General features: G+C 58.8%; 11 protein-coding genes, 1 pseudogene and 1 riboswitch. All 12 genes and pseudogenes read left to right on the plus strand.

All coding sequences use genetic code 11. The annotated features are described in order from the left end of the window. Positions 1–3: 3 nt before the first annotated feature. The 12 genes and pseudogenes from IRT44_RS12405 (at position 4) to grpE (ending at position 13242) form a co-directional block, all read left to right on the plus strand. On the plus strand, positions 4–975 hold the full coding sequence (locus IRT44_RS12405; RefSeq protein ID WP_304414454.1) for an ABC transporter ATP-binding protein: 972 nt from the start codon (positions 4–6) through the stop codon (positions 973–975). Between the two features lie 155 nt (positions 976–1130). Then, positions 1131–2780 carry an ABC transporter substrate-binding protein gene (locus tag IRT44_RS12410; RefSeq protein ID WP_171565344.1) on the plus strand — a complete coding sequence of 550 codons (1650 nt, stop codon included), beginning with the start codon at positions 1131–1133 and terminating at the stop codon, positions 2778–2780. 78 nt (positions 2781–2858) lie between these two features. After that, positions 2859–3869, plus strand: a complete 1011-nt coding sequence (locus IRT44_RS12415) for an ABC transporter permease (RefSeq protein ID WP_171565343.1) — start codon at positions 2859–2861, stop codon at positions 3867–3869. Between the two features lie 12 nt (positions 3870–3881). After that, entirely contained in the window at positions 3882–4775 is an 894-nt protein-coding gene (gene nikC / locus IRT44_RS12420) for a nickel transporter permease (protein ID WP_230076755.1), read from the plus strand. A 156-nt stretch (positions 4776–4931) separates the two neighbouring features. After that, positions 4932–6026, plus strand: a complete 1095-nt coding sequence (locus tag IRT44_RS12425; RefSeq protein ID WP_230077883.1) for a M24 family metallopeptidase — start codon at positions 4932–4934, stop codon at positions 6024–6026. Positions 6027–6040: 14 nt separating this feature from the next. Further along, a riboswitch (cobalamin riboswitch) is annotated at positions 6041–6244 on the plus strand. Positions 6245–6408: 164 nt separating this feature from the next. Next, positions 6409–6564: pseudogene (locus IRT44_RS12430) on the plus strand (iron chelate uptake ABC transporter family permease subunit); the annotation flags it as partial. A 97-nt stretch (positions 6565–6661) separates the two neighbouring features. Continuing rightward, positions 6662–7210: a sigma-70 family RNA polymerase sigma factor gene (locus tag IRT44_RS12435; RefSeq protein WP_212132409.1), complete on the plus strand. Its 549-nt coding sequence runs from the start codon at positions 6662–6664 to the stop codon at positions 7208–7210. Beyond that, on the plus strand, positions 7180–8193 hold the full coding sequence (locus tag IRT44_RS12440) for a hypothetical protein (RefSeq protein ID WP_212132408.1): 1014 nt from the start codon (positions 7180–7182) through the stop codon (positions 8191–8193). Before IRT44_RS12435 ends, IRT44_RS12440 begins: the two co-directional genes overlap by 31 nt. A gap of 223 nt (positions 8194–8416) precedes the next feature. Further along, complete coding sequence (gene lepA, locus IRT44_RS12445; RefSeq protein WP_171565341.1) at positions 8417–10234, plus strand: translation elongation factor 4; 1818 nt, start codon at positions 8417–8419, stop codon at positions 10232–10234. A gap of 58 nt (positions 10235–10292) precedes the next feature. After that, on the plus strand, positions 10293–11435 hold the full coding sequence (gene hemW, locus IRT44_RS12450; RefSeq protein ID WP_230076756.1) for a radical SAM family heme chaperone HemW: 1143 nt from the start codon (positions 10293–10295) through the stop codon (positions 11433–11435). Between the two features lie 122 nt (positions 11436–11557). Further along, positions 11558–12586, plus strand: coding sequence for a heat-inducible transcriptional repressor HrcA (hrcA, locus tag IRT44_RS12455; protein ID WP_171565339.1), 1029 nt, complete (start codon positions 11558–11560; stop codon positions 12584–12586). Positions 12587–12657: 71 nt separating this feature from the next. Beyond that, positions 12658–13242 (plus strand): nucleotide exchange factor GrpE, encoded by a 585-nt coding sequence (gene grpE, locus IRT44_RS12460; protein ID WP_230076757.1) that lies wholly within the window; start codon positions 12658–12660, stop codon positions 13240–13242. The last annotated feature ends 42 nt before the right edge of the window (positions 13243–13284 follow it).

The raw sequence follows: 13284 nt of genomic DNA on the forward strand, positions 1-13284 counted from the left end.
CAGGTGGCTGAAGATCTGCTGATTGTCAAGAATCTGAAAAAATACTACTCCATCACAGGCGGCGTTTTCGGGAAAGAGGTTGGCGTAGTCAAGGCGGTGGACGACGTATCGTTCACGGTCAAGCGGGGGGAGACGCTCGGCCTGGTGGGCGAGAGCGGCTGCGGCAAGTCGACGACCGGACGCTCTCTGCTGCGGCTGATCGAACCGACCGCCGGAGAAGTGATATTTGACGGCGTCAATGTCACCGCGCTCACAGCGGACGAGATGCGCAGGATGCGCCGCCACATGCAGATTGTCTTTCAGGATCCGTTCGCCTCTCTCAATCCTCGTCACAATATTGAAAAGATTTTGGAAGAACCGCTCGTGGTGCACGGCATCGGCACGCCAGACGAACGGAAAAAGCGGGTGCGGGAGATGCTGGAAGTGGTCGGTTTGAGCAGCGCCCACGCACAGCGCTATCCGCACCAGTTCAGCGGCGGCCAGCGGCAGCGGATCGGCATCGCCCGGGCCCTGATGCTCAACCCCAAACTGATCGTGGCAGACGAACCGGTGTCGGCGCTGGACGTATCCATCCAGTCGCAGGTGCTCAACCTGATGCAGGATCTGCAGCAGGAATTGGGGCTCACCTACCTGTTCATCGCCCACGATCTGAGCGTCGTACGCCACATCAGCGACCGCGTCGGCGTGATGTACCTGGGGCGACTGGTGGAACTGGCCGACAGCGAAACGCTGTACGACCAGCCGTTGCACCCGTACACGCGCGCGCTGCTGTCAGCCGTGCCGTCGCCTGATCCGGATGCCGTGCGGGAACGGATCATCCTGCAGGGAGATGTGCCCAGCCCGGCCAATCCGCCCGGCGGATGCACATTTCACACCCGCTGTCCCCATGTGACCGAAGAATGCCGCAGCGTGCGTCCCGCATTTCAGGACGTTGGCGGCGGCCATTTCATCGCCTGTCATTTGTACAAGACGTGAGTCACGAGGGGACCGGGGAGGAGCGAAAAGCACCCGCACGGTCGGGAGCAACGCTGCCTGTTCCCAGGCAAAGGGGGGATGCGGAAAAACGGTGACGGTCCAAATCTTTCGAATAATGGCGTGAAGAAAAACGGAGGAAAAGGGGGCACTCATCCATGAAGAAGAACGTGCTTACTGCTGCAATGGCCAGCCTGTTGGCGCTCTCCATGGCGCTGGCAGGATGCAGCGGCTCGCAAACGGCTCAGCAGCCGGCTGACCAATCGGGGCAACAACCGGCGCAGACGGCGACGGAACCGGCCAACAACGGTCCCAAGCAGTTGATCATCGGCCGCGGCGCTGATACGAAAAGCCTTGATCCCATCCGGGAGACCGACGGTGAAACCTTTAAGGTGACGGAAAACATATACGAAACGCTGGTCAGCTATGAAGACACCAGCACCAAGGTCATTCCCGGATTGGCGGAGAGCTGGGAGATTTCACCGGACGGCTTGACCTACACCTTCAAGCTCCGCCAGGGCGTGAAATTCCACGACGGCACCGATTTCAACGCCGAAGCGGTCAAGTTCAACTTTGACCGCTGGATGGACAAGAGCAACAAGTACCACAACCCCGAGGGCTACCCGTACTACAACGACATGTTCGGCGGCTACAAAGGCGACAAGGATCACGTAATCAAGGAAGTCAAGGTGGTCGATCCGTACACCGTGCAGTTCGTGCTGAACCGGACAATGGCGCCGTTCCTGGCCAACCTGGGCATGTCGCCGTTTGCGATTGCGTCTCCGAAAGCGATCGAAAGCGGAACGCTCGGGGAGAAGCCGGTCGGTACGGGACCGTTCAAGTTCGTGGAATGGGTTCGCAACGACACCATCACGCTGGAGAAAAACCCCGACTACTGGAACAAGGGGCTGCCCAAGCTGGACAAGGTCGTCTTTAAAGTCATTCCGGAAAACACGGCGCGCCTGACCGCGCTTGCCTCCGGCGAAATCGACCTGATGGACGGTCTCAATCCGGACGATGCAGAGAGCGTGAAGGAGAACGAGGACCTGCAGTTGATCCTGCGCCCGTCGATGAACGTCGGCTATTTGGCGTTCAACACGGAGAAGAAGCCGTTTGACAATCCGAAAGTGCGTCAAGCCATCGGCTACGCCATCAACAAGCCGGAACTGGTCCAAGCGTTCTACAGCGGCCTGGGTGAACCGGCAACCAACCCGATGCCGCCCAGCCTCTGGGGTTACAACGACCAGATCAAGGACCGCGAGTACAACCTGGAAAAGGCCAAGCAGCTGCTGGCGGAGGCAGGCTATCCCAATGGCTTCAAGGTCAAGTTCTGGGCGATGCCGGTGCCGCGTCCGTACATCCCCGACGGCAAGAAGATTGCCGAGGCCATTCAGCAGGATCTGAAAAAGATCGGCATCGAGACGGAAATTGTCACGATGGAGTGGGCCACCTATCTGGAAAAAACGCGGAAAGGCGAGCACGACATGTGCCTGCTCGGGTGGACTGGCGACAACGGCGACCCGGACAACTTCCTGTATACACTGCTTGACAAAAACACGATCAACGGCAACAACATTTCCCGCTACAGCAATGAGGAAGTCCACCAACTGCTGCTGAAAGCGCAGTCCTTGCCCGATCAAGCGGAGCGGGAAGCCCTGTACAAGAAAGCCCAGGAGATCATTTTCAACGACGCGCCGCTGATCCCGCTGGTGCACTCCACTCCGCCGCTCGCCGCGAAGAAGAGCGTCACGGGCTATCAGCCTCATCCCAAAGGCAGCGAAAGCGTAGAAAAGGTAGACATCCAATAAGGAAGACGGCAACAAAGGGTAAGAGGAACCCTTCTTCTTACCCTTCTCTCATGTGCAAAACGCGAGGAAAGCGAGGAGATGGCCTTGCTGTCATACACGATTCGTAGATTGTTGATGCTGATTCCCGTGCTCCTTGGCATGTCGCTGATTGTATTTGCCATCATTCGCGCCATCCCCGGCGATCCGGCGCTGACCATTTTGGGAGAAAAGGCAAGTGCCAAAGCTCTGGAGGATCTGCGGCAGCAGCTCGGGCTGAACAATCCCTGGTACGTGCAGTACTTCCACTACCTGTGGGACGTTCTCAGGGGAGACCTGGGCGTATCCTTGCACACCAAGGCTCCCATCGCGAAGGAATTGGGGCCGTACCTGGCTGCCACCATTGAATTGACGCTGGTCAGCATGATATTTGCCGTTTTCATCGGCGTAAATGCCGGAATCATTTCGGCCTGGAAGCAAAACTCGTGGTTTGACTACATCTGCATGCTGGTTGCGTTGATCGGCGTATCCATGCCCGTATTCTGGCTGGGGTTGATGGAGCAGTGGCTGTTTGCCCAGGAGTTGAAGTGGCTGCCTTCCATTGGACGCGACAATCCGCGTGATCCCGTAACGGCGATTACGCATTTCTATATCATTGATGCGATGCTGGCCGGTCGTTGGGACCATCTCCGCGACGTGATCGAGCACCTGATTTTGCCGAGCATCGCGCTGGGGACCATCCCGATGGCGATCATCGCCCGCATCACCCGTTCCAGCATGCTGGAAGTGATGCGCTCCGACTATATTCGGACGGCACGTGCCAAGGGGCTGGGACAGTTTTTCGTGGTGTACAAGCACGCCTTGAAAAATGCGCTGATTCCCGTCCTGACCATCGTCGGGCTGCAGACAGGGCTGTTGATCGGCGGAGCCGTCCTGACCGAGACGATTTTTGGCTGGCCCGGCGTTGGCCGATACATTTTTACGGCGATTGGAAACCGCGATTATCCCGTCATTCAATCAAGCATTCTCGTCATCGCTACGATTTTTGTCCTGATCAACCTGTTGGTCGACCTCCTCTACGCCTATGTCGATCCGCGCATTAAATACCGCTAAGGAGGACGTCTTATGGCAGAAACCCATGTGGAAACGCTACGCGTGCAGCAAACCGACGAGCCGGTCTCGTCCCCTTGGCGCGACGCCTGGCGGACGCTCCGCAAAAACAAGCTGGCCATCGTCGGCTTCATCATCATTTTCGTGTTTGTCCTGCTGGCCCTGTTGGCTCCATACATTACCCCCTACGAATACGACAAGGGAGAGTTGATCAACAAGAACAAGCCGCCGTCGGCCGAGCACTGGTTTGGAACTGACTACAACGGGCGCGACGTGTTCACCCGGGTGATTTACGGGGCGCAAATCTCCCTGCGCGTCGGGCTGTTCTCCGTCATCGGATCGGTAATCGTCGGCACGTTTCTCGGCCTGCTTGCCGGCTATTACGGCCGCTGGGTGGACATGATCATCTCCCGGCTGTTTGACATCATGCTGGCCTTCCCCAGTATTCTGCTCGCCATCGCGATTGTGGCGATGCTCGGACCATCGCTGGAGAACGCCCTGCTGGCGATCGCCATCGTCAACATTCCTACCTACGGACGGCTGGTCCGTTCGCGCGTGTTAAGCCTGAAAGAGGAAGAGTTTGTCATGGCAGCGAAGGCGATCGGATCGAAAAACTCTCGGATTATCCTGCATCACATCCTGCCGAACAGCCTGGCGCCGATCATCGTCACCGGCACGCTGGGCATTGCGACGGCAATTCTAGAAGCGGCTGCCCTGGGGTTCCTCGGACTGGGGGCGCAGCCGCCGCAGCCGGAGTGGGGGCTGATGCTGTCCGACTCACGCCAGTACATTCAAAAAGCGCCGTGGACCGTCATCTTCCCCGGCTTGTCCATCATGCTGACGGTGCTCGGCTTCAACCTGATCGGCGACGGTCTGCGCGACGCGCTTGACCCGCGGATGAAACATTGAAAACGCCATTCCGTCCGGCTGTCGAGGCTGCTCGGCAGCCTTCCCGTATATAGACAAAGTCCGTGGAGCATGGGTGATAGGGCCCGCTCGCTTCTTTTTTTTCCGAGGACATGGTATCCTCGCTAGTAGATACCAAGAGAAAGCAGGGTGAGCAAGTTGTACCAGGAGCGCATGCAGCAGTTGCACACGTATATGGAAAAGGAAGAGTTGGACGCGGTGTTGATCACCTCGCCCAAACACGTTTACTATCTGACTGGCTTTTTTACGGAACCCCACGAACGCTTCATGGGCCTCATCATCCCGGCGCAGGGCGAACCGTCGTTGATCGTCCCGGCGCTGGATCGTGAAGCGGCGGCAGCGGCGGCTTCCGGGGTCAAGCAAATCCTGACGCATACCGATACGGATAATCCGTATGACGTGTTGAAGCAGGCGCTGCCCGCCGGAGTGACGCGGTTGGGCATCGAGAAGAGCCACATGACTGTGGAGCGCTTTGAAGCGATGAGCGCGGTCGTGTCGGCCAAGCGGTACGCCGACGTGGAGGAACCGCTCCGCGAAATGCGGTTGATCAAGTCGGCGGAGGAAGTGGCCCGCATCAGGCACGCCGTGCGGCTGGTGGAACAGGCACTGAGCGAGAGTCTGAAAAAAGTGAAACCGGGTGTCACCGAGATGGAGATCGTCGCCGAACTGGAATACCAGATGAAGCGGTTGGGGGCTGACGGGCCGTCGTTTGACACGATGGTGCTGGCCGGCGAAAAATCGGCGCTGCCGCACGGAACCCCGGGCAGCCGGCAGGTGCGCGAGGGAGACCTGCTGTTGTTTGACCTGGGCGTGGCGGCTGACGGCTACGTGTCCGACATCACCCGCACCTTTGCGATCGGCGAGATCAGTGCACAGCTTCGGGAAATCTACGAGACGGTGCTTGCGGCCAACGAAGCGGCCATCGCTGAGGTGCGTCCGGGTGTCACGCTGGCTCACCTCGACCAAACGGCTCGCCGCGTAATCGAGGAAAAAGGGTATGGTCCGTATTTCATGCACCGTCTGGGGCACGGATTGGGCATGGACGTCCACGAATATCCGTCGGTTCACGGACAAAACCAGGACGTGCTTCGTCCCGGCATGGTCTTCACGATCGAACCGGGGATCTACCTCCCGGGCGTGGGGGGCGTGCGAATCGAGGACGACGTGCTGGTGACCGACAGCGGCTGCGATGTATTGACGCAGTTCCCGAAACAGCTGACCGTCATCAGGTAAGGCTCAGACGAAAAACGAATATGGTGTTTCACGGTGCCGTCCGGGTGCAGGTCCGCCCGGGGGGCTTAAAAGGGAAGTTCGGTGAAAGTCCGACGCGGTCCCGCCACTGTAACGGGAGCGCCCTGCGACAGCCACTGTCTCGCCGGTCTGGCGAGATGGGAAGGTGCAGGGAGCGATGAACCCAAGCCAGGAGACCTGCCGTGAAGCGATCACGCTTTTACCCACGAGGATGGGGATGTGTGGAAAGCAGGGGACAGAAAGAAACGGCGCTCCGCGTCTGTTCTTTTGTCGTGTCCGCATGCAGACAGGCATCTTCCGTCCAATACGGGAGGTGCTTTTTTGTTTGTGCGTAAACATGTGAGCCAGGTTTACAACAGGCAGGCGAGTATGTATTGGTGCTTTCGTCGGGGATGGCCTCTCCGTAGTCGGGGCGGCCATCCAGGCACTTGTCCGCAATTCCCTCGCTGATCCCGACATCCTGGGCGTCTCTTCGGGGGCGTCGGTCGGGGCGACATCGGTCATGCTGTTTGGCGCACTCCCGCTCCCCTGGACCCGTTTTTCGCCATAAACGTTGTAACATTTCGTCGGCCGGCCGCATCTAAACAGGTGAATGCACACGAAGGGAGGCGCGCCGCGTGGAAAAACTGCAGCCGACGGTGGAAGCGGTGCTGGAACAGATCATGCGGGAATACGGGACGCGCGTGCTTCGCCTGGTCACCTTGATGGTGAAAGACCGCAGTCTGGCGGAAGACATCACGCAGGACGTCTTTTTGAAAGCGTACCGTCACCTGCCCCGTTTTCGCGGCGAGAGCAGCATCCGCACCTGGCTCTACCGGATCGCCGTGAACGAGTGCAAAGGGTGCCTGCGCTCCTGGGCGTTTCGCAACCTGCTGCCTCGTTCCTGGATCAGCCGGGAGAGCGACGTGTCCGCGGAGCGGCAGGTCATGGAGCGGGCGCAACGGGACGAGCTGGTTCGCCTGGTGCTGGAGCTGCCGCCGCTGTACCGCCAGGTGATCGCGCTGCACTACTACGCCGATCTGTCCATCGCGGAAACGGCCGAAGTGCTTGGCGTGACGGAGGGAACGGTCCGGACACGGCTGCACCGCGCCCGGCAGCAGTTGAGACAGCGGATGGAGTCAAGGGAGGAATGGGAATGGAACGGGACAAATGGCTGCGAGAGCTGAAGGAGCGGGCCGACGAAACGGTGTGCAAGGACGTGACGTTTACCCCCGGAATGGAAGAAGCCGTGCGAAAGCGCATCAGACAGCGGTCGCAGCGGCAGAGGCGCGGACCGCTTCTGGCGTCGGCGTCCGCTGCGGTGACGCTGCTGGCCCTGTGGATGTGGTGGCCCGATGCGCTGCAGCCCAAGCAACCGGCCGCCCCTGGCCCCGCGCCGAAGACAACCGCACCGCCGCTGTTCGGCCTCGTCTCCTCTCCTCCCGTGCTGTGGAAAACGTCGCCGCAGATGGAGACGGTCCATGACGGCAAACCGTTCCGCTATGTCGGCGAGAAGCCGGTGCGCATCATCACGGATGAGCTGTACGAAGGACAGATGCAAAACGTGTTCTGGCTGCTGAATGGTCCGTTTGCCCCGGAAGTGAATCTGGTCGGGTGGAGCACCGAGGGGGAGCGCGTGGATCTGGGCAGCTACCGGGTGGCGGGACCGCAGTATGACGCGGACGGCCATTTTCCTTCCGGCATCGTTTTGCCGCATGCGGGTATCTGGAAGCTGCAGGTCGTCTCCGGCGGCAAGCATTTCGGACAGGTGTTCGTCGAGGTGAAGGAGGGCGTGTCGCCGGCCAACCGGGAACTGGTCACGCCGCTGATTACCCGCTACCTGCAGAGCATCCGGGGTGATCTTGACTGGCTCGGCGGTGAGCGGGACGTCAAACTGGATGTAATCGGCGTGGAAGCCCCCAATGCGGAGAACCGGCGCGTGTACGCATGGGTGCAGATTACCGGCAGGGGCGGGGACCAACAGCAGCTCGCGCTCAGCGCCCCGATGGTCTTTGACATCGCGTACAGGGTCTCTCGCGGCGGCAGCGCCGGGTACCAGGTCACAAGCCACCGCATGCCGGAGGACGGCAGCCGTTACCAGAGCAGCCTCGAGTCGATGTTTCCGCCGCAGATCGTGCAGAAACTGAAAAGGTACGGCTCTGCACACTGACAGGGCCGTACCCGGGTGCTGCTCCCCTAATTCCCCCGTCGCCCTCTCCTCCAGAAGGGGTGCGCCCCGTCATGCCCCTTCCATCTCCCATCTTCCCTCTCCTTCCGCCTCGTTCCTGCTTATTGCTCCGCTATCCGCCCTTTGTTATAATTGACCTTAGTGTATTTTTTCGGAACGCTATCTGAAAGCGACTTTCGGATGGCGTGGGAGGGAACAGACACAGATGGATCGCCGTGAAAGACAGAAACGAATTCGCAATTTTTCCATTATCGCCCATATTGACCACGGAAAGTCAACCCTGGCGGACCGCATTTTGGAGCTGACCGGAGCACTGTCGGCCCGCGAGATGGAAGACCAGTTTCTGGACACGATGGAGCTGGAAAAGGAGCGCGGCATTACGATCAAGCTGAACGCCGTGCGGTTGAACTATAAAGCCGATGACGGAGAGGAGTACATCCTGCACCTGATCGACACCCCCGGACACGTCGACTTTACGTACGAAGTATCCCGCAGCCTTGCCGCCTGTGAAGGGGCGCTCCTGGTGGTGGACGCCGCCCAGGGGATTGAGGCGCAGACATTGGCCAACGTCTATTTGGCGCTGGACAACAATCTCGAGATTATCCCGGTCATCAACAAGATCGACCTGCCCAGCGCGGAGCCGGAGCGCATCAAGCAGGAAGTGGAGGACGTCATCGGGCTGGACGCCAGCGACGCCTGCCTCACCTCGGCCAAAGCAGGGATCGGCATCAAGGACGTGCTGGAGGCAGTGGTGAAAAAGGTGCCGGCACCCGAGGGAGACCCGGATGCGCCGCTGCAGGCGCTGATCTTCGACTCCTACTTTGATCCGTACCGGGGCGTGATCGCATCCGTGCGGATCGTCAACGGTACGCTGAAAAAAGGTATGAAAATCAAGATGATGGCCACCGGCAAAACATTCGAAGTGACGGAAGTGGGCACCTCCACCCCCCGTCAGACGCCGGTAGACGAGCTGACCGTCGGTGACGTGGGCTACGTGGCTGCCTCGATCAAGACGGTGGGCGACACCCGTGTCGGGGATACGATCACGGATGCCAATCGTCCGGCCGCCGAACCGCTGCCAGGTTACCGCAAAATCAATCCGATGGTGTTTTGCGGTCTCTACCCGATCGACACCAGCGAGTACAACGATCTGCGCGAGGCGCTGGAAAAGCTGCAGTTGAACGACGCGTCGCTGCAGTTCGAACCGGAGACCTCACAGGCGCTCGGATTTGGCTTCCGCTGCGGCTTCCTCGGACTTTTGCACATGGAGATCATCCAGGAGCGGATCGAGCGGGAGTTTAACATCAACCTGATTACCACCGCGCCGAGCGTTATCTACCGCATCACCAAGACGAGCGGCGAAGTGGTTGAGATCGACAACCCCTCGAAAATGCCGGAGGCGCAAAAAATCGAACAGATCGAGGAGCCGTACGTCACGGCGACAATCATGGTGCCCAACGATTACGTCGGCGACGTCATGCAGCTCTGCCAGGGCAAGCGCGGGGAATTCCTCGACATGCAGTACATGGGGGAAAACCGCGTTCAGCTCAAGTACGACATGCCCCTCTCCGAGATCGTCTACGACTTCTTTGACCTGTTGAAGTCGGGCACCAAGGGATACGCGTCCTTTGACTATGAACTGGCCGGCTACAAGCCCTCCAAGCTGGTGAAAATGGACATCCTCCTCAACGGCGAAGTGGTTGACGCATTGTCGTTCATCGTCCACCGCGACAGCGCCTACCAGCGCGGACGCGTCATTTGCGAAAAGCTGAAAGAACTGATTCCGCGCCAGCAGTTTGAAGTGCCGATCCAGGCCGCCATCGGCAACAAGGTGATCGCGCGCGAGACGATCAGCGCGCTCAGGAAAAACGTGTTGGCCAAGTGTTACGGCGGCGACATCACCAGGAAGCGCAAGCTGTTGGAAAAACAAAAAGAAGGGAAAAAGCGCATGAAAGCCGTCGGCTCCGTCGAGGTGCCGCAAGAAGCGTTTATGGCTGTGCTGCGCATGGACGACAAAAAGTAGGCCTGACCGCGCGTCAGGTCTTTTCCATTCCACTATCGCAAAAAGGAGGGGAGCGGATATGCCGCAGTCGGTGTACATCCACATTCCCTTTTGCACCAACAAGTGCTACTACTGTGACTTCAATTCGTTCGTCACCAGCAACCCGCAGGTGATCGAAGACTATCTGGACACACTGGACAAGGAGATGGAGCGGACGTTTGCCCTGTGGCCGCCGGAGAAGATCAAAACCATTTTCGTCGGCGGGGGGACGCCGACGTTTCTCGACCGCCGCCAGATGCAGGTCTTTCTGGGGGCGGTGCGGAAGCATACAGAACGGTTCTGGGCCGACGATCTGGAATTCACGATGGAAGCCAATCCCGGCACCACTGACGTGGAAAAGCTCCGGCTGATGCGCGAGCTGGGCGTCAACCGGCTCAGTTTTGGCGTGCAGTCGTTCGACAATGCGCTCTTGAAGCGGCTGGGCCGGATTCACGACGTGGACGACGTCTACCGCAGCATCGACAACGCCGTGACCGTCGGCTTTACCAACCTGACCATCGACCTGATGTTCGGGCTGCCGGACCAGACGGAAGAGATTTTCCGCCGCACGCTGGAACTGGCGTTTGAGCTGCCGACCACGCATTTTTCCGCGTACAGTCTGAAGGTGGAAGAAAACACGCTGTTCCACACGCTGTACCAAAAAGACCAGCTTCCGCTCCCTTCGGAAGAGGCTGAGCTGGCAATGTATCTGATGTTGATCGAGGAGATGGAAGCGCACGGTTATCGCCAGTACGAGATCAGCAACTTTGCCAAGCCTGGCTATGAAAGCCGTCACAACTGCACCTACTGGCTCAATGATGAATACTATGGGTTGGGCGCGGGAGCCCACGGCTATGTAAACGGCGAACGGCACGTCAACGCAGGACCGCTGGCCGTCTACATGCGCATGGGCCAGGAAGGGCTGCCCCGAGTGGAGCAGTTTGCCGTCTCCCGCGAAGATGCCATGGAGGAACAGATGATCCTGGGGCTGCGGCTGCGCGACGGGGTGAACCTCGCCCGTTTCGCGGAGCGCTTCGGCGTCACGGCGGAGCAGGTGTTCGGACCGGTGATTGACGAAGAGGTGGCAAAAGGGATGTTGGAACGTGTGGACGGCCACCTGCGGTTGACCAAACAGGCCTTGCCGTTGGGAAACGAAGTGTTCGCCCGCTTCCTGCGCGATTAGCGGCAGGATCGGGTGGACAGCGTGCTGGGAAAACATTGACAAAACCTTCGCGTATTGATACCTTAGTAAATAGATTTAGCACTCGATGCTGTTGAGTGCTAACAACAGGGGGCGAAGACAGCATGTTATCGGAACGCCAACGACTGATTCTCAATGCGATTGTCGATAATTACATTCATTCCGCCGAACCCGTAGGCTCACGCACCATCTCCAAACGGGAGGACATCGGTTTCAGCTCCGCGACCATCCGCAACGAGATGGCTGATCTGGAAGAACTCGGGTACCTGGAACAGCCGCATACATCAGCAGGCCGCGTTCCCTCCACGAAAGGGTACCGCTTTTACGTCGACAACTTGATCAAACCGCACATGTTGAGTGAGTTGGAGTTGAGCAAACTGAAACAGCTGTTTGCCGAACGGATTCATCACTTTGAGAAGGTGATCGACTACACTGCTCAAATTCTCTCGCACGTGACCAACTACACGGCCATCGTGTTGGGTCCGGAGATTTTCGAGCATCGGCTGAAACACATTCAGATCGTTCCCCTGAATGAAACACAGGCAGTGGCCATCGTGGTCACAAACACCGGCCGCGTGGAAAACAAGCTGATTGACATGCCGCAGGGCGTTCGACCGCAGGAGATCGAGAAGCTGGTCAACCTGCTGAACAGCAAGCTGAGCGACGTGCCGCTGTGGCAGCTTCGCCAGCGCATGTATCTGGAAGTGGCGGGCGAGATGCGGCGTCATGTGGAGCAGTACGAAGAGATGCTGCGGATTCTGGAAGAGTCTCTCCAGCGGAAGGAAGGCGAACGCGTCTATCTCCGTGGTGCGACCAAGATCATGGATCAGCCGGAGTTCCGCGACGTGGACAAAGTGAAGGACATCTTGGAACTGCTGGAACAAAACGATCAACTGGTCCACTTGTTCGGACCTCCGAGTGAGGGCATCACCGTTCGCATCGGACAGGAAAACCAGCTTGACGCGATGAAGGAATGCAGCATCATCACCACCGCCTATTACATCGGCGGCAAGCCGGTCGGGACGGTGGGAATCCTGGGGCCGACGCGGATGGAGTACAGCCGGGTGATCACCGTGCTCAACTATCTGGCGGAAGGTCTGTCGCGTATGCTGACATCGCAGTTTGAGAAATAGTAGAAATCGTAATGGAGTGAAAGGCTGACCCGGTGCAGCGGCAGCGGACAGCCTGGGGAGGTATCGGAACGTTGAACGAGGACAAACTGACGCGAGACCACGAACAGGAAGCGGAAGCGGCAGCAGCCGAGCAGCAGGAAACCGCTGACCAGGAGCAGCAGGAAGCCGCCGCACAAGAGCAGGAGCCGGCGGCAGAGATCGACTGGCAGCAGGAAGCGGAACGCTGGAAGGCACAGGCGGAAGAAAATCATAACCGCATGCTGCGCGCCTTGGCCGACATGGAAAACCTCAGGCGGCGGACGCGCAAGGAGCAGGAGGATCTGGCCAAATACGCCTCGCTCAAGGTTATCTCGGAGCTTCTGCCCGTGATTGACAACTTTGAACGCGCGCTGAGTGCTGACAAGGATTCGATGACGGTCGAATCCCTGCTCGAAGGGGTCAACATGGTGTACCGCCAGATGTTGCAGATCTTTGAACGGGAAGGCTTGACGGCGATCCAGGCGACAGGCCAGCCCTTTGATCCCAACGTCCATCAGGCGGTAATGCAGGCCCAAGACCCGGCATACGAATCGGGCGTGGTCGTGGAGGAATTCCAAAAAGGCTACCTCTTCAAGGATCGCGTCATCCGTCCTGCGATGGTCAAGGTAAACGCCTGATTGTACTTAAGATAATTCCAGTTGGACAGAAGTGTAAGGAGG

This window comes from Brevibacillus sedimenti, from assembly GCF_020923495.1.
In the GTDB taxonomy this organism is placed as follows: Bacteria; Bacillota; Bacilli; order Brevibacillales; family Brevibacillaceae; genus Brevibacillus; species Brevibacillus aydinogluensis.

Coding starts and splice junctions, on each gene's coding strand:
- IRT44_RS12440 (WP_212132408.1), top strand. CDS start 7,180: ATGGAACGGGACAAATGGCTGCGAGAGCTGAAGGAGCGGGCCGACGAA.
- hrcA (WP_171565339.1), top strand. CDS start 11,558: ATGTTATCGGAACGCCAACGACTGATTCTCAATGCGATTGTCGATAAT.
- nikC (WP_230076755.1), top strand. CDS start 3,882: ATGGCAGAAACCCATGTGGAAACGCTACGCGTGCAGCAAACCGACGAG.
- IRT44_RS12415 (WP_171565343.1), top strand. CDS start 2,859: ATGGCCTTGCTGTCATACACGATTCGTAGATTGTTGATGCTGATTCCC.
- hemW (WP_230076756.1), top strand. CDS start 10,293: ATGCCGCAGTCGGTGTACATCCACATTCCCTTTTGCACCAACAAGTGC.
- lepA (WP_171565341.1), top strand. CDS start 8,417: ATGGATCGCCGTGAAAGACAGAAACGAATTCGCAATTTTTCCATTATC.
- IRT44_RS12410 (WP_171565344.1), top strand. CDS start 1,131: ATGAAGAAGAACGTGCTTACTGCTGCAATGGCCAGCCTGTTGGCGCTC.